We start from the raw sequence: 15,197 nt of genomic DNA, 5'->3' as shown, positions 1-15,197 counted from the left end.
GGCGCGGTCGACCGCGAGCTGTACGTCCACCGGAAGGGGGCGACGCGGGCGTTCCCCGCGGGCCACGAGGCGGTTCCCGAGGCGTACCGCTCGGTCGGCCAGCCCGTGATCATCCCCGGCAGCATGGGCGCGGGGTCGTACGTGCTCCGCGGCGGCGCGGAGTCGCTATCGGTCTCGTTCGGTTCCACGGCGCACGGGGCCGGTCGGCTGATGAGCCGCACGCAGGCGAAACAGGAGTTCTGGGGCGGCGACGTCGCCGACGACCTCGAACGCGAGCAGGCGATCTACGTGAAAGCCCAGTCGGGCGCGACCGTCGCAGAGGAGGCGCCCGGCGTGTACAAGGACGTCGACGAGGTGGTCCGCGTCAGCGACGACCTCGGCATCGGCGACACGGTCGCCCGCACGTTCCCGGTGTGTAACGTCAAGGGGTGAGCGACCCGCCGGGAGACGCTCCGACTCACTCGTCGGCCGCGCGTTCCCCGCCGATCCGCTCGGGACGCTCGCTCCACTCCTCCCGTTCGCCGGTCCGGAGCACGTGGCAGTCGCGACACCGGGCCTCGTAGGACTCCTCCGCGCCGACGAGGATCGTCGGGTCGTCGACGTGGGCGGGCTCGCCCTCGATGAGCCGCTGGTTCCGGGTTGCGGGCTCGCCACACACCGTACAGATCGCCCGGAGCTTGTCGACGTACTCGGCGGTCGCCATGAGTCGGGGCAGCGGCTCGAACGGTTCGCCCCGGAACGTCTGGTCCGTCCCCGAGACGATCACCCGCGAGCCGCGGTCGGCGAGCGCGTTACAGACCTCGACGAGCGCGTCCGAGAAGAAGTTGGCCTCGTCGACGGCGACGACCTCGGCGTCGGGACGGTCCAGGATCGCCAGCGGGCCGTCACCCTCGTTGTCGACCACGGTCGCGTCCCACTGGCGGCCGTTGTGGGTGCCGATCGTGGTCTCGCCGTAGCGGTCGTCGACGGCGGGCTTGTAGACGGCGACCGACTGGCCGGCGATCTCCGCGCGGCGCAGCCGGCGGAGCAGCTCCTCGGTCTTCCCCGAGAACATCGAGCCGGAGATGACCTCGACCCACCCGGACTGGGTGATCGCGTGCATGAACACAGCGGGTCGATCCAGCGACTAAACGGTTTCTCTCCGGCCGGCTCCCGGAGCACGGCGACCGATCACGCCCCCGCCCCGAGCGCGGCCGCGACGCCGAGGAGGAGGGCCGCGGCGACGACGTACGCGGCCGCCGAGACGGTCCAGTCCCGCCGGACCCGACGCAGTCGTTGACGCGGAAGCCCCGTCGCCCGCGGGAGGGGAACGAGCGCGAAGAACCCCGTCATCGCGCCGAGCATGACGACCGCCGCCGCCGCGAGCGCCACGGCCGGTCCCGCACCGAGCGTTTCGATCCCGGCCGCGAGGCCGATGAACAGCAGTCCGGAGCCGCCGCCGGCGACGTAGTGGACCCACGCGGCGAGCCGGTCCGGGGCGTCGTCGACGGCGGTCCCCGTCAGCACGCTCGCGGCGACCTTCGGCGCGGTCTCCCCCTCGGGGAGCCGCGCCATCACGGGATCCATCGCGAGCGTCGCGAGCAGTCCGACCGTCGGGCCGACAACGAGGCCGGCGAGAAGCGAGAACGCGACCATGTCCGGGCTAGGGTCGCGATCGGCTTGACCCCGTCGCCCGCGACCCGACCGCGACCGCCGCCCCCCGCGCCGGCGCTCAGAACTCGTCGAGCGTCGTCGGCATCGCCTTCCGCACCTCGATCACGAGCGCGTCCGGGTCGAGATCGAGCACGCCGGCGGCCGCCCGGCCGACCCGGTCCGTCGCGGAGTCCGGCGCGTAGACGCCGAGCCGCCACTGGTTCCGCTGGACGACCCGCAGCGCGGAGACGAGCGGCGACTGCCGCTCGAGCCGTCGCACCTCGCCGTTGACCGTCACCCGCGCGGTCGACTCGCGCATCGACGGCTCCGCGGGGACGTCGAGGATCACGTCCTCGCGGGCGACGCCGGCCTCCGCCGCGATCTCGCGTTCGAGCGCCAGCTCGGTCGCGTGGTCGGCGTCGTGGACGCGGTCGGGGACGTCGTCGTACTCCGCCCACACCGCCCGCTTGTAGAGGTCGCGCTCGTCGTACCGCCGCGAGAGCTCCGCCGTCGCCGGGCAGTCACGGATCGCCGCCAGGAAGTCGTGATCGTCCATCCGTCGCAGCTCGGCCGCGGTCGTCGCGGTCGCCTCGAGGAGCTCCGCGGCCGCCCGGCGCAACATCGCCTTCGAGATCCGCGCGACGTGATGGGTGTACACGACCGGGTTCATGAGCGCGCGCGCGAGCAGCAGGCTCTCCGCCGTCTGGACGTTCCCCTCGTCGAGGACGAGGGCGGGGGAGTCACCCCCGGATCCGACCCCCTCGACGAAGGTGAGCTCCCGGACGAACCGTTCGGTGTCGATGGTCCCGTAGGGGACGCCCGTGTGGTAGGCGTCGCGCACGAGGTAGTCCATGCGGTCGACGTCGAGTTCCCCCGAGACGAGGCCGGCGTACGTCCCCTCGCCGGCGACGATCCCGGCGACCTCCTCCGGATCGAGGTCGTGATCGCGGAGGACCGCGCCCACCTCGCCGCCCGCGAGCAGCTCCGCGACGTCGTCGTGGTACTTCCCCGTCCGGCGGTACGTGAGCGACTCGAGGTTGTGGCTGAACGGGCCGTGCCCGACGTCGTGGAGCATCGCGGCCGCCTCGATCCGGTCGGCCTGCCGCCCCTCGATGCCGAGACCGTCGAGCGCCCGTCGGGCGAGGTGGTAGACGCCGAGGCTGTGCTCGAAGCGGGTGTGGTTCGCGGAGGGGTAGACGAGCTGGACGGTGCCGAGCTGTTTGACGTGGCGCAGCCGCTGGACGGCCGGCGTGTCGAGGAGGGCGGCGGCGACGCCGTCGATCTCGATGTGGTCGTGGACGGTGTCCTTGACCGTGGTCATGCGGGCCCTTCGTCGGGATCGGTTAAAAACGCGGGCGTCGGGACCGATCGGGAACGGGACCGTCGGCGTCGGTGCGGCCGTGGGTGTCGGTGCGGCCGTGGGTGTCGGTGCGGCCGTGGGTGTCGTCGCAACCGTCGACGGGCGCGAGAACCGTCGGCACCGTTTATTATCCCCCGCGATCGAGCGTGGAGTATGTACGACGTGCTCATCGCCATCGACGACGACGAGGCGCGAGCGACCGCCCAGGCGCGCGCGGTCGCGGACCTCCCCGGCGCGGAAGCCGACGTGACCGCCCACCTCTGTCACGTGTTCACGGACAACCCCGAGGGGGCGTCGGTCAACCAGCTCGCGGCCGTCAGGCGCGCCCGCGAGGCGCTCGCGGACGCGGGCGTCACGGTCGCTCACCACGAGGCGAGCGGCGATCCCGGTCCCGAGATCGTCGCCGCCGCCGACGACGTCGACGCCGACGCGATCTGCGTCTCCGGGCGGAAGCGCCGCCCGAGCGGGAAGGCCGTCTTCGGGAGCGTCACCCAGGACGTGATCCTCTCGAGCGACCGCCCCGTGATCACGGTCCCGAAGCCGACGGCCGAGTGAGCGTCGCGCGCGGAACCGATACGCGTTCCGATCACTCGGCGATCCGGAGGCCCAGCACGCCGCGGGCGGCCTCGCGAACCGCGTCGACGTGCTCGGCGGGACAGTACACGCCGAGCCGCCAGCGACCGCGCTCCGCCGCCCGGATCCCGGCGACGAGCTCGGAGGCGTCCGACAGCCGCTGGGTGATCCCGTCGACGACGACGGCGGAGTCGGACTCCTTGAGCCCCGGTCGCGACGGGACGTCGACGACGACGCGCTTCGGGTCGACGCCCGCGCGGTCGGCGATCTCGCGTTCGGCCGCGAGCGCCGCCGCGTGGTCGGCGTCGACGGTGCCGGCGGGCACCTCGCCCAGCCCGGCCCACACCGCCCGCTTGTACAGGTCGCGCCGCTCGATCCGCCGGCCGAGCTCCGGGACGTGCTCGCGGAGTTCGACGAGCAGGTCGTGGTCGGCCATCCGTCGGAAGCGCTCGACGTCCGTCTCCGTCCGGTCGAGGTAGCGCTCGCAGGCGCGCTCGAGCATCGCGCCGGCGACGCGGGAGACGTGGTGGCGGTAGACGACCGCGTTCATCAGCGATCGGGCCAAAAGCAGGCTCTCCGCGGTGGCGACGTTCCCCTCGGCGAGCACGAGGTCGGCGCTCGCGGGGTCGGGGTCGGCGTCGCTCCCCCCGCCGTCCGGACGGTTCCCGCCCCCGACGAGCCGGAGCTCGTTCACCAGCCGCCCGGTGTCGACGGTGCCGTAGGGGACGCCCGTGTGGTGGGCGTCGCGCACGAGGTAGTCCATGCGGTCGACGTCGAGTTCCCCCGAGACGAGCGCGCCGACGCCGCCCTCGCCCGCGATCAACGCCGTCACCCGCTCCGGATCGAGGCCGTTGCGCTCGAGGACGCGAGTGACCTCCCGGTCGGGATCGGTCAGGAGCCACTCGACGTCGTCGTGGTCGCGGCCGGTCCGCCGCCGGATGATCCCCTCGGTCTGGTGGCCGTACGGGCCGTGGCCGGCGTCGTGGAGCAGCGCGGCCGCCCGGACGTGTGCGGCGGTGTCGGGGTCCAGACCGAGACCGTCGAGCGCCTGCCGGGCGAGGTGGTAGACGCCGAGGCTGTGCTCGAAGCGGGTGTGGTTCGCGGAGGGATAGACGAGCCGAACCGTGGACAGCTGTTTGATGTGGCGCAGCCGCTGGAACGCCGGCGTGTCGATCAGCTCGGTCGCGACCGGGTCCAGCCGGACGTGACCGTGAACGCTGTCCTTGATCGCGTTCATTCGTCGACCGTCCTCATTCGTCGCCCGCCTTCGTTCGTCCCGCCCTTCGTTCGTCGACGGGGGTCATTCGTCGACGAGCGTCACGTCGAGGCGCTCGGCCACCGCGCGGACGACGGAGCCGCCGACGCCGGCGGTCGCCGCCCGCCCGTCCTCGATCGCCAGCAGGTCGTCCTCGTCGATCCCGAGCTCCGCGGCCAGCTCCTCGACGGTGAGTCCCGCCTCCTGCCGCGCCTCCGTCGTCACGTCGCCGTAGCCCGAGACGAGGTACGGGAGCCGGTCCTCCTCGTAGTTCGTCCCCTCCTCCTCCCAGTGGGAGGAGTCGCCCGTCGCGGCGTCGTACATCTTCGCCTGCTTGTTGGCGATCTCCTGTGTGCGGCTGCGCGGGCCGTCGCTCCCGTCCGCGCCGCCGGGACTGCCGGAGCCGCCACCGCCGGAGCCGCTCCCGCCGCGTCCGCCGCCGGAGCCGCCACCGCCGCCGCCCGACCCCCGTCTCGAGTCGTCGTGGGGGCGGCAGTTCGAGCAGACGAGCAGGCGTGCGCCCGCGACGTTCGCCCGCTGGAGGTTGCCCGTCTCGCGTCCGCAGAGCTCGCAGGCGTCGCCGTCGTCGTCGCCGCCTCCGCCGCCCGTCGAGTACTTTGGCATACCCCACGTAGCACCCCCGGCGCGGTAAAACCTGGCGGGCCGGCGGTCGGATCACCCGAGCCGCTCGAGCGCGGACAGGATCCGCTCGCGGCGCCGGTACCCCACCACGGCGGATCCGACGAGCACCGCGAGCAGGACGAGGGACGCTCGGAGGTCACCGTTCGCGAGGCTCGATCCGGAGAGGGTGACGACGACGTACGCCGGCGTCCGACCGACGACCATGACGGCGACGAGCCGGCGGAGCCTAACGTCCGTCAGCCCGCCCGCGAAACAGAGGAGGTCGTCGGGCAGTCCCGGAATCAGGAACGCGAGGAACAGGCCCGGTAGGCCGGCCTCGCCGACGAACGCGTCGAACCGGTCCATGGCGTCCGTTCGGACGACGGCCTCGACGAACGGCCGACCGTACCGGCGGGACAGCCAGAACGCGATCGAACTCCCGAGCGCGACGCCGACCAGACTGTAGACGGTGCCGAGGAGCGCGCCGAACAGGTAGCCGCCCGCGAACCCGATCACCTGTCCGGGGATCGGCGCCACGACCACCTGTGCGGCCTGGATCGCGACGAAGACGAGCGGCGCGAGCGGCCCGTACCCGGCGACGAACGCCCGTAGCTCGGCACCGTCGGTGAGGAAGGGGGCGTACTCGCGCACGAGCACGGAGGCCCCGGCGAACGCGACGAACAGCCCGACGGCTACGAGGAGGGTCCGTCGGCGGCTCTCCGGCGATCTGAACACTCGCATGGGGACGCGTGCTCGGAGGGTTCGCTCGGCTCGTCATCAAACCGATGGTCGACGCGGCGGGATCGACGGGACCGTTCTCGTCGGAGCCGATCGTCGTATCTCCAGTGCGTATTGACAATCGGAGCGCATTGGAGGCTCTCATTACTCGGAACCACTTTCAATGTCGGCAGAAGACGTGCCACAATGGCCAACATTCGTCGTCCTCTCGTATCTGGTTTCGCCATCGCCATCGGCACGTTAATTGGACTTGTCGTCCTTGGCGACAGCTCAGTTGAAGTCGGATTAGTGGGTGCAGTTAGCGCGTTCGTCGTTATGTTCGTTCTGAGGGCCTATTTTTGATAAGAGCATACCCTGAGTTGAGCGATCCGCCGACGCCGGAGCAACCTATTTGTCCCCGCTGTCGGTAGCCGGTCGCATGACGTTCACCCTCGGCATCCACGAGTCGGTCGACCTGATCTTTCCGCCGACCGTCCTTCGCGAGCCCCTCGACTCGGAGGACGGCTCCGAGGTCCGCGTCGTCGGCTCCGGGACCGACCTCGAGGCGTGCGACGCGCTGGTGACGTTCGCGTACGAGGACGCGTTCCTGTCGGCGGGGCTCTCGTGGATCCACTCGATCCAGGCCGGCGTCGACCGGTTCCCGTTCGACGAACTCGAGTCGCGGGGGATACGGCTCACGAACAGCACCGGGATCCACGGCGACGCCGTCGGCGAGACCGTCCTCGGCTACATGATCCAGTTCGCCCGCCGGCTCCACCGCTACCGCGACCGCGGGCGGGACGGCGAGTGGACGCATCCGGCGTGGGACGAGCCGTTCACGCTCGCCGGCGAGTCGCTCTGCGTCGTCGGCCTCGGGACGCTCGGCCGGGGGATCGCCGCCCGCGCCGACGCCTGCGGGATGGACGTCGTCGGGGTACGTCGGACGCCGACCCCCGTCGAGCACGTCCGCGAGGTGTACACGCCGGCAGAGATCGAGACCGCCGTGGCGGACGCGCGGTTCGTCGCCGTCGCCACCCCGCTGACCGAGGCGACGCGGGGCCTGATCGGGGCCGACGTGCTGGCGGCGATGGCGGACGACGCGTACCTCTTGAACGTCTCCCGCGGCGGCGTCGTCGACGAGGCGGCACTGCTCGAGGAACTCGAGGCGGACCGCCTCGCGGGCGCGGCCCTCGACGTCTTCGAGACGGAGCCGCTGCCCGAGGACTCCCCCTTCTGGGACCGCGACGACGTGATCGTCACGCCGCACGCCGCGGCCGCGACCCGCGACTACTACCGGCGGATCGCCGACCTCGTGCGCGAGAACCGTCGTCGCGCGATCGCGGGGGAGTCGCTCGTGAACCGCGTGGTCTGAGGGGACGGGTCACCCGTCGCCGGAGGCGTCGCCGGGGTCGACCGGATCGTCGCCGGCCGCCCGCCGGGGCGACAGCGATCCGAGGAGGAGCCGATCGATCGGTCGCGTTCCGTGGCGGACGACCACCGAGAGGACGTTGAGGACGAACGCGCCGACCCCGGCCGCGACCGACAGCCCGCCGAGGGCCGACGCGACGCCGCCGATCCCGAGCAGGTCCGCCCCGACGACCAGCGCCGTCCCGACGCACAGCAGGACCCCGTCGACGGCGGCGAGCCGGTCGTCGTAGAGGTCGTCGACCATCGGCACCGGCTCGACGCCCAGCCGGTCGCTGTACCGGTGGACCCACACCACGAACGGGACGACGTGGTAGAGCGTCCCGAACACGACGAACCCGATCGCGCCGAGCACGAGCAGGTGGCCGGCGCCCGCGGCCCCGAGGAGGTGCTCGCGGGCCAGCGGGTCGGCCGCCCACGCCGGCAGCGCGAGGAGCGCCCACAGCCCGAGCGCGGCGACGAAGACCGCGTACCGCGCGTGCATCGGCGTCGGATCCACGCGCGTCTCCGACAGCCGCCGCGCGAGGACGACACAGACCGCGACGGCCGCCGCGACCACGAGTACCCCGCCCGTCCGCGCGACCGGTGCGTTCGCGACGAGCCGGCCGATCGCGAGGAGGACGACGCCGACGGGATGGGCGACCTCCTCGACGCGCCGAAGGCCGTGGTCGATCCCGCGGAGCGACGTCTGCGTGAACATCGTCGCCAGCTGGTAGAGGGCTCCGTACACGGTCGTCAGGACCGCGCCGAAGACCGCGACGGTCGCGTGCGCCCCGACCGCCCCCGTTCGCTCGACGCCGACTCGGGCGAACGCCGGCGTGGTGAACCCGACCGCGAGGAGGACGCCGAGCAGGGACAGCGCGAGGACGAACCCGAGCGCGACGAGGAAGTGGCGCTCGGTGACGTCGTAGCGCTCGACCGGCCGGAGCGTCCGGCCGACGTTGTACGCGAACGTCCAGAAGCCGGCGAGCGCCGCGAGCCCGAACGGGGCGACCCACGCCGGGCGGGCGAGGAGGAGCCCCCCGGCGATCCCGGCCACGCCCACGACGACGAGCGCGAGCTGGGCGTCCGCGAGCCGGCGCGAGTGGAGCGGGACGCCCGACCAGACCGGGACGAACTGCGTCATCGCGCCCATGATCGTGACGCAGACCCAGCCGGCCAGGAGGAGGTGGAGGTGCGCCAGCCGAGCGAGTCCGGGAGCCACGCCGGCGGACGCCCCCGCGCCGACCACGACGCCCGCGACGAGCAGCGCGAGCGCGACGAGGAAGTGGCGCAACGGGACCGTCATCGGGGGCCGCCGGTCCGCGTCGATCCCCCGTGGTACGGCGCCCACGCGTCACCTCTCTCCCGTCCGGTTCGTCCCGTCGGTCGGGTCGTCGCCGGCGGCCGGGTCGTCTCCGGCCGGCACGTCGTCGCCGGCGGTCGAGTCGCCCCCGGCCGCCGCCGATCCGTCCGCGTCCCGGTCGGTCCAGATCGCGGTCACGACCGTCCCGCCGTCCTCGACGGTCTCGTGGCGGTACCCCCGGTCGTCCAGCCGCGGGTAGAGGTGCCGCGGCCGGCGGTCGTTGAACTGGATCAACGCGACGTCGTCGTCGAGCGCCGCGAGCCGCTCCAGGGTGTCCCTGAGCGGCCGCGGCGGCGGGAGGTCCCGCGCGTCGAGCGTCTCGCGCTCCCGGTCCGCCGGGACGCCCGTCCGGTCGAGGATCGCGGTGACGTCGGGCATGTCCCGCGGTACGGCGTCGACACACCAGTGCGTTCACCCGAAGATGTTCCGGTCCGCCCCGACCGCGGGCGTCCGGGCTCAAGACGGCGCGTCGTTCGGATCGGTCGACGCGACCGTCGCGTCCCCCGTCTCGCGGAACGCCTCCTCGGCCGCGGCGAGCCGCTCGTTGATCGCGGCGCTCCGGTCGTGCGTCGGGGCCGCCCGCACCCGGACGAGGTCGTACTCGTGGCGGCCCGTGTGGCCGTTCCAGGCCCTGAACGAGCCGACGGTGAGCGTGTGCGTCTGCGGACAGAAGGGCGTCGTCGGCGTGAACTCCGCGCGCAGCGTCGCCGGATCGCCGGACTCCCTCGCGTAGCGGTACCCCGCGTCCGGATGTCCGGCGTCCAGGTTCAGCCGAGCGAGGTTGTAGTCGAACGTCACGTCGTACACCGTCCGTTCCTCGAAGAGCGCCCGCGTGAGCCGATGGAACGCGGCGTGGTCCGGTCCCTCCAGGACGTCGTGTCCCTCGAGGAACGGACCGGGCTCCGGCAGCCGGTCGGGAACGAACTCGTCGTAGCCGTCGAAGGACGCCTCGTCGCCGCCGAACGGTGAGGGGATCCCACGCATGCCGCAGGGTACGGCACCGGTCCACCTACGCCTCCTCCCGAAGACGTTCGGGGGAACGGCTAGCACGGTCCCGTTCGGGGATCCGGTATGCGCACGGACCGATCCGAGACGGGACGACCCGGCGGAGGCCGACCCGAGGCGGACCGGACGCTCGACGTCCGCGACGTCGACGGGGAACCGTTCGAGCACATCGTGGCGGAACTCGAGAGGCTCCCGGCCGACGAGTCGCTCCTGCTGGTGAACGGCTTCGAGCCCGAACCGCTGTACGCCGTCCTCGACCGCCGCGGGTTCGAACGCGAGGCGACGGCGGACCGGGAGAACGGCTCCGAGGTGTGGTACGTCGAGATACGCCATGCCTGAGACCGACCGCGACCGGCTCCGTCGACTCCGGCGGCGGGCGGCCCGGATCGAACGGCGCGAGCGCGAGGCGGCGATCTCCGCGCTCGAGTCGCGCGGGACGCTCACCGCCGAGCAGCGGGAGACCGTTCGCGCGCTCGCGGCGAGCCTGGTCGACGAGCTGATCGCGGGACCGACGGCCGCGCTCGCGGAGTCCGGACGGAGGAACCGGGAGACGGGCCGGACGGTGGGGATGCTCCTCGAACTCGAGACCGCGTAGCGTCGCGGGGCGACGCCCGTCGCGCCGGCCGGAGCGAGACCCGGCGGCCGCGCCGCCGGTCGCTACGCGTCGACCTTCGGGAACGTCGCGACGAACTCGTCTTCCGCCTCCCGGCGCACCTCGTATCCGTCCTCGTCGAAGGAGGGTACCTCGGCGGCCATCTCGTAGTACAGCGGCTTCGGCTCGTGGTCGTTGACGATCGTCAGGGCCTCTCCGGGCTCCATGGCCCCGAACACCTCGTGGATCCGATCGTGGCGGTTCATCGGCGGGATCTCGCGGACGTCGAGCGTCGGCATGCGATCGCCGTGAGGGCGACCGGGCGTATCGGCCTTGAGCCGAACCGGTTCGGGATCACTGACTCCTCGTCGCCGCCCCTCCGGTCGGCCGTGACGAACCGAACCGCGGACTCGCGACGCCGACCGCCGCGCGTGGGACGGTCGAGAACCGCTCCGGCCGACCGGGAGGGGTCGGAGTGACGACCGTCGAGTCCCTCGCGGAGCTCGACGGGACGCCACACGCCGCCGTCTTCCCCGCCTCGAGCCGAAGACGGTCCGTCTCCGGCTCGAGGCGGGCGAGTCGGTTCCCGCGCACACCCATCCCGACAGGCGGGTCCTCCTCTACGTGGTCGACGGGGTCGTCGAACTGCGAGTCGGCGGCGAGGAGCACGAGCTGAGCGCCGGCGACGTCGCCCGGTTCGACGGCTCGCGGGAGGTCTCGCCGCGGGCGGTCGAGGCGGCGATCGCGCTCGTCGTCCTCGCGGAGCGGGCCGACGGCTGAGCGGGCCGTGTTCCGGCGGATATCCCCCCACGTCACGGCGGACGTCCCGCCTACGGACCGAGGTACCCCCACGCCAGGAGGCGGTCGCCCTCGCCGTCGATCCAGCGCTCGCCGATGTCGTCCCGGTAGTACATGTTGGGCATCACGATCCCGCCGATCCGGTCGTACGCCTGCTCCCGTGCTGCTTGCATCGTCTCTCCCTTGCCGGTCACGACGATCGGCATTCCGTTGTCGCCCGCGACGCGCCACTGGCCGTCGACCCGCTTCGCGTCCTCGAGATGGATCCCCTCGCGGCTCTCGGTCTCGAAGACGACGGCCGCGTTCCGAGAGTTCTCGTCGTACGTCTTCTCGTCATCGAACGGGAATGGCGGCAGGACGATCCGCACACCGATCTGGTACCCGTTGTGAACCGCTACCTCGGGCTCGTTGCCGTGCGCGAGGTCGTGGAAGAACTCCCCGGTGGACGACTCGATCGACTCTTCCTGTAACGCGATCGTCGGGTACCCGAACCGCGGCGTGAACTCCAGCGGGTAGATCCCGTTCTCGTTGACGATACAGTTGATGTCGATGCTCCCGACGTACCCCTCCTCGGCGAGCCACCCTTCGATCTTCCCGAGGGTCTCGTTGAAGAGTTCGTTCTGGCCAGCCCAGAACATCGAGGTCCCCATCTCGCCGGTCGATGGACCGATGTTTCCCGGAAACAGTTTCTTGTGCTCGAAGTTGAAGTTCACCTGCTCGATGAACGCGTTCCCGTTGAAAAACCCGCAGATGGCGATCTCGACGCCCTCGACCTTCCGCTGAAGCTGGAAGCCCTTCATCCGGTGGCCCCACGCCTTCTTGTAGGCGCGAAGGACGTCGACGACGTCGCTTCCGTCGTCCTCACTGCCGACGTAGAGGAGTCGCTTGACGTTCTGGACCTCGCCGAGCGGCTTGATCACGTACGGGACGGGGTGCGCCTGGACGTGTCGGATGCCGGCGTCGAAGTCGGTGAAGACGTGATGGTCGACGGTGTTGACGCCGTGCGCTTCGAGGACCTCCATCGCGTACCCGCGATCCTCCTCGAGGCGGTCGGTGTTCGGCGTCCCGCCGACGACGGCCGTTCCGTCCTCACGGAGTTCCTGGGCGAGTTCGCCCGTGCCGACGTCCGACCCCACCCAGATGTCGTCGAAGACGACCACGTCCGCCCACTCGACCTCCGCGCGCCAGTCGTCCGTCTTCGGGACGAAGCCGTCGCCGATCTCTCGATCGCTTTCGGCCTCGACGTAGTACTTCACGTCGTGGCCCTCGCGGTGGACCTGCCACGCGAGGTCGGTGATCAGTGCGGCGTCGGCCGAGACGAACAGGAAACGCTTGGCGTCCATGACGCCCGTCTCGCGGCGGACCCTTTAGTGTGTGCCGCCGGCGGTCGGTTTCCCGTGTCCCGTCGGATCGAAATATTGTTTGCGAACACGAAACGAGAGTTTCGATTCGTACACTCCACGGCGGCGAGTGGCCAGCCTTTTATCGGAGGTCGAGAAAGAGACGGTGACGCCGAACGCGTGCCGACCCCGCCTCCGGGACGGGCACCTCCGATCTCGCCACGCCGGGCGTTCTCGCTCCGGCGCGGGTCCGGAACCCGTCTTCGACGGCCCGAGCGGCTGCGGGAGCGTCCTCGACGACCCGAGCCCTCGTACGGGCGCGTCCGGTGTACGAACGCGAACGACGCAACCACGATCATAATGCCAAGAGACAACACCGATTGGTGGCCGAACCAGCTGGACCTGGACCTCCTCGACGAACACGCCGGCAACCCCGGCCCGTTCGACGAGGAGTTCGATTACGCCGAGGCGTTCGAGGAGCTCGACCTCGACGCGGTGAAGGCGGACATCGAGGAGGTAATGACGACGTCGCAGGAGTGGTGGCCGGCCGACTACGGACACTACGGGCCGCTCTTCATCCGGATGGCCTGGCACAGCGCCGGGACGTACCGAACGCACGACGGCCGCGGCGGCGCGGCCGGCGGACGGCAGCGACTCCCGCCGATCAACAGCTGGCCGGACAACGTCAACCTCGACAAGGCGCGGCGGCTGCTCTGGCCGGTCAAACGGACGTACGGTCGCAAGCTCTCGTGGGCCGACCTGATCGTTCTCGCCGGGAACGTCGCCCTCGAGTCGATGGGCTTCGAGACGTTCGGCTTCGCGGGCGGCCGCGAGGACGACTTCACGCCCGACGACGCCGTCGACTGGGGTCCGGAGGACGAGTGGGAGTCGACCTCGGCGGAGCGCTTCGAGGAGGACGGACGCCTCGACGACGCGCTCGGGAACACCGTCATGGGCCTCATCTACGTGAACCCCGAGGGCCCGAACGGCGAGCCGGACTTGGAGGGGTCCGCGGCGAACATCCGCGACACCTTCAGCCACATGGCGATGGACGACACGGAGACCGTCGCGCTCATCGCCGGCGGCCACACCTTCGGCAAGGTCCACGGCGCCGACTCCGGCGACAACCTCGGTCCGGAGCCCGAGGACGCCCCGATCGACCTCCAGGGACTCGGCTGGGACAACGAGTTCGGCGAGGGGAAGGGTCCCGACACGATCACGAGCGGGATCGAGGGACCGTGGAACGCAACGCCGACCTCGTGGGACCTGAGCTACGTCAACAACCTGCTCAGCTACGAGTGGGAGCCGGAGAAGGGCCCCGGCGGCGCGTGGCAGTGGACCACGAAGAACGACGAGCTCGACGGCGCCGCCCCCGGCGTCGCCGACCCCGCGGACAAGGAGGACGTGATGATGCTGACGACGGACGTCGCGTTGAAACACGACGACGACTTCCGGGCGGTCTTGGAGGAGTTCCGCGACGACCCCGACGAGTTCCACGAGGCGTTCGCGAAGGCGTGGTACAAGCTCATCCACCGCGACATGGGCCCGCCGGAGCGGTTCCTCGGCCCCGAGGTCCCCGAGGAGACGATGCTCTGGCAGGACCCGCTTCCCGACGCCGACTACGACGTCGTCGGCGAGGCCGGGATCGCCGACCTCGAGGAGCTGATCTCGGAGTCCGACCTCTCGGTCTCCGAGCGGGTCGAGACCGCGTGGGCGTCCGCGTCCACGTTCCGCCACAGCGACAAGCGCGGCGGCGCGAACGGCGCGCGGGTCCGCCTCGAGCCCCAGCGGAGCTGGGAGGTCAACCACCCCGACCAGCTGGCGTCCGTCCTGGAGACCTACGAGGGGATCCAGGCCGAGTTCAACGACTCGCGCGACGACGACGTGCGGGTGTCGCTCGCCGATCTGATCGTCCTCGGCGGCACCCTCGCGGTCGAGGAGGCCGCCGCGGCCGCCGGCCACGACGTCGACGTCCCGTTCGAGCCGGGGCGCGTCGACGCCACGCGGGAGGAGACGGACGCGGAGTCCTTCGAGGCGCTCGAGCCGGCAGTCGACGCCGCCCGTAACTACCTCGGCGAGGACCTGCCCCGCGAGCCGGAACACGAGATGGTCGACAGGGCCGAGCTGCTGCGGCTGACCGTCCCCGAGCTGACGGTCCTCGTCGGCGGCATGCGCGTCCTCGACGCGAACTACGACGGCTCCGACCGCGGCGTGTTCACCGACGAGCCGGGGACGCTGACGAACGACTTCTTCGTCAACCTGCTCGACTTCGACCGCGACTGGGAACCCGTCGACGACGACGAGGCGGTCTTCGAGCTCCGCGACCCCGAGACCGGCGAGGTCGACTGGACGGCGACGCGGCTCGACCTGATCTTCGGGTCGAACGCTCGCCTCCGTGCCGTCGCGGAGGTCTACGGCGCCGAGGACGGCGAGGAGAAGTTCGTCCGGGACTTCGTCGACGCGTGGAGCAAGGTCATGACGCTCGACCGCTTCGGCCGCTGAGGACTCGTAGCCGACGGACCACTCCTCGGCAA

General features: G+C 71.4%; 17 protein-coding genes and 1 pseudogene. 7 read left to right on the top strand and 11 right to left on the bottom strand.

Annotation, left to right across the window (positions count from 1 at the left end):
• A partial coding sequence (locus DJ70_RS14965) for an RtcB family protein (protein WP_143421053.1) occupies nucleotides 1–432 on the top strand: 432 nt, incomplete at its 5' end.
• Between the two features lie 25 nt (nucleotides 433–457).
• Here DJ70_RS14965 and DJ70_RS14960 read toward each other — a convergent pair.
• From DJ70_RS14960 to DJ70_RS14950, 3 genes are all read right to left on the bottom strand, one after another.
• The gene (locus DJ70_RS14960) at nucleotides 458–1,102 is read right to left on the bottom strand and encodes a thymidine kinase (RefSeq protein ID WP_094534385.1); all 645 of its coding nucleotides are present in this window, start codon (nucleotides 1,100–1,102) and stop codon (nucleotides 458–460) included.
• A gap of 68 nt (nucleotides 1,103–1,170) precedes the next feature.
• Nucleotides 1,171–1,635, bottom strand: a complete 465-nt coding sequence (locus DJ70_RS14955; RefSeq protein ID WP_094534383.1) for a hypothetical protein — start codon at nucleotides 1,633–1,635, stop codon at nucleotides 1,171–1,173.
• 76 nt (nucleotides 1,636–1,711) lie between these two features.
• Complete coding sequence (locus DJ70_RS14950) at nucleotides 1,712–2,953, bottom strand: HD domain-containing protein (RefSeq protein ID WP_094534381.1); 1,242 nt, start codon at nucleotides 2,951–2,953, stop codon at nucleotides 1,712–1,714.
• Nucleotides 2,954–3,145: 192 nt separating this feature from the next.
• On the opposite strand from DJ70_RS14950, the gene DJ70_RS14945 reads away from it, so the two are divergent.
• Nucleotides 3,146–3,547 (top strand): universal stress protein, encoded by a 402-nt coding sequence (locus DJ70_RS14945; protein WP_094534379.1) that lies wholly within the window; start codon nucleotides 3,146–3,148, stop codon nucleotides 3,545–3,547.
• A gap of 31 nt (nucleotides 3,548–3,578) precedes the next feature.
• Here DJ70_RS14945 and DJ70_RS14940 read toward each other — a convergent pair whose 3' ends face one another.
• From DJ70_RS14940 to DJ70_RS14930, 3 genes are all read right to left on the bottom strand, one after another.
• Nucleotides 3,579–4,802 carry an HD domain-containing protein gene (locus DJ70_RS14940; protein ID WP_094534377.1) on the bottom strand — a complete coding sequence of 408 codons (1,224 nt, stop codon included), beginning with the start codon at nucleotides 4,800–4,802 and terminating at the stop codon, nucleotides 3,579–3,581.
• 63 nt (nucleotides 4,803–4,865) lie between these two features.
• Nucleotides 4,866–5,444, bottom strand: coding sequence for a helix-turn-helix domain-containing protein (locus DJ70_RS14935; protein WP_094534375.1), 579 nt, complete (start codon nucleotides 5,442–5,444; stop codon nucleotides 4,866–4,868).
• Between the two features lie 51 nt (nucleotides 5,445–5,495).
• Nucleotides 5,496–6,182 carry a TVP38/TMEM64 family protein gene (locus DJ70_RS14930; RefSeq protein ID WP_094534373.1) on the bottom strand — a complete coding sequence of 229 codons (687 nt, stop codon included), beginning with the start codon at nucleotides 6,180–6,182 and terminating at the stop codon, nucleotides 5,496–5,498.
• Between the two features lie 415 nt (nucleotides 6,183–6,597).
• Here DJ70_RS14930 and ddh point away from each other — a divergent pair, with 415 nt between their 5' ends.
• On the top strand, nucleotides 6,598–7,530 hold the full coding sequence (gene ddh, locus DJ70_RS14925) for a D-2-hydroxyacid dehydrogenase (RefSeq protein WP_094534371.1): 933 nt from the start codon (nucleotides 6,598–6,600) through the stop codon (nucleotides 7,528–7,530).
• Nucleotides 7,531–7,539: 9 nt separating this feature from the next.
• Here ddh and DJ70_RS14920 read toward each other — a convergent pair whose 3' ends face one another.
• From DJ70_RS14920 to DJ70_RS14910, 3 genes are all read right to left on the bottom strand, one after another.
• Complete coding sequence (locus DJ70_RS14920; protein WP_094534369.1) at nucleotides 7,540–8,916, bottom strand: hypothetical protein; 1,377 nt, start codon at nucleotides 8,914–8,916, stop codon at nucleotides 7,540–7,542.
• Between the two features lie 3 nt (nucleotides 8,917–8,919).
• Nucleotides 8,920–9,306: a DUF2249 domain-containing protein gene (locus tag DJ70_RS14915; RefSeq protein ID WP_094534367.1), complete on the bottom strand. Its 387-nt coding sequence runs from the start codon at nucleotides 9,304–9,306 to the stop codon at nucleotides 8,920–8,922.
• A gap of 78 nt (nucleotides 9,307–9,384) precedes the next feature.
• Nucleotides 9,385–9,912 carry a hypothetical protein gene (locus DJ70_RS14910; protein WP_094534365.1) on the bottom strand — a complete coding sequence of 176 codons (528 nt, stop codon included), beginning with the start codon at nucleotides 9,910–9,912 and terminating at the stop codon, nucleotides 9,385–9,387.
• 87 nt (nucleotides 9,913–9,999) lie between these two features.
• Between DJ70_RS14910 and DJ70_RS14905 the strand changes: the two genes are divergently transcribed.
• Together DJ70_RS14905 and DJ70_RS14900 are read left to right on the top strand one after the other, a co-directional pair.
• Nucleotides 10,000–10,272, top strand: a complete 273-nt coding sequence (locus DJ70_RS14905) for a DUF2249 domain-containing protein (RefSeq protein WP_094534363.1) — start codon at nucleotides 10,000–10,002, stop codon at nucleotides 10,270–10,272.
• Complete coding sequence (locus tag DJ70_RS14900) at nucleotides 10,265–10,528, top strand: hypothetical protein (RefSeq protein WP_094534361.1); 264 nt, start codon at nucleotides 10,265–10,267, stop codon at nucleotides 10,526–10,528. Before DJ70_RS14905 ends, DJ70_RS14900 begins: the two co-directional genes overlap by 8 nt.
• Before the next feature lie 62 nt (nucleotides 10,529–10,590).
• On the opposite strand, the gene DJ70_RS14895 is transcribed toward DJ70_RS14900, so the two are convergent.
• A complete protein-coding gene (locus DJ70_RS14895) occupies nucleotides 10,591–10,824 on the bottom strand; it encodes a DUF2249 domain-containing protein (protein WP_094534359.1) in 234 nt (77 codons plus the stop codon).
• A 319-nt stretch (nucleotides 10,825–11,143) separates the two neighbouring features.
• On the opposite strand from DJ70_RS14895, the pseudogene DJ70_RS17975 reads away from it, so the two are divergent.
• Nucleotides 11,144–11,305, top strand: a pseudogene (locus tag DJ70_RS17975) (cupin domain-containing protein); the annotation flags it as partial.
• A 50-nt stretch (nucleotides 11,306–11,355) separates the two neighbouring features.
• Here DJ70_RS17975 and DJ70_RS14885 read toward each other — a convergent pair.
• Nucleotides 11,356–12,666: a phosphoribosylamine--glycine ligase gene (locus DJ70_RS14885; protein ID WP_094534357.1), complete on the bottom strand. Its 1,311-nt coding sequence runs from the start codon at nucleotides 12,664–12,666 to the stop codon at nucleotides 11,356–11,358.
• 357 nt (nucleotides 12,667–13,023) lie between these two features.
• Here DJ70_RS14885 and katG point away from each other — a divergent pair, with 357 nt between their 5' ends.
• The gene (katG, locus tag DJ70_RS14880) at nucleotides 13,024–15,165 is read left to right on the top strand and encodes a catalase/peroxidase HPI (RefSeq protein WP_094534356.1); all 2,142 of its coding nucleotides are present in this window, start codon (nucleotides 13,024–13,026) and stop codon (nucleotides 15,163–15,165) included.
• The last annotated feature ends 32 nt before the right edge of the window (nucleotides 15,166–15,197 follow it).

Origin of the sequence: Halorubrum halodurans (assembly GCF_002252985.1) — an archaeon.
Lineage (GTDB): Archaea > Halobacteriota > Halobacteria > Halobacteriales > Haloferacaceae > Halorubrum > Halorubrum halodurans.
The sequence above is the reverse complement of the archived record's forward strand: the minus strand, read 5'-3'. Positions and strand labels throughout refer to the sequence as shown.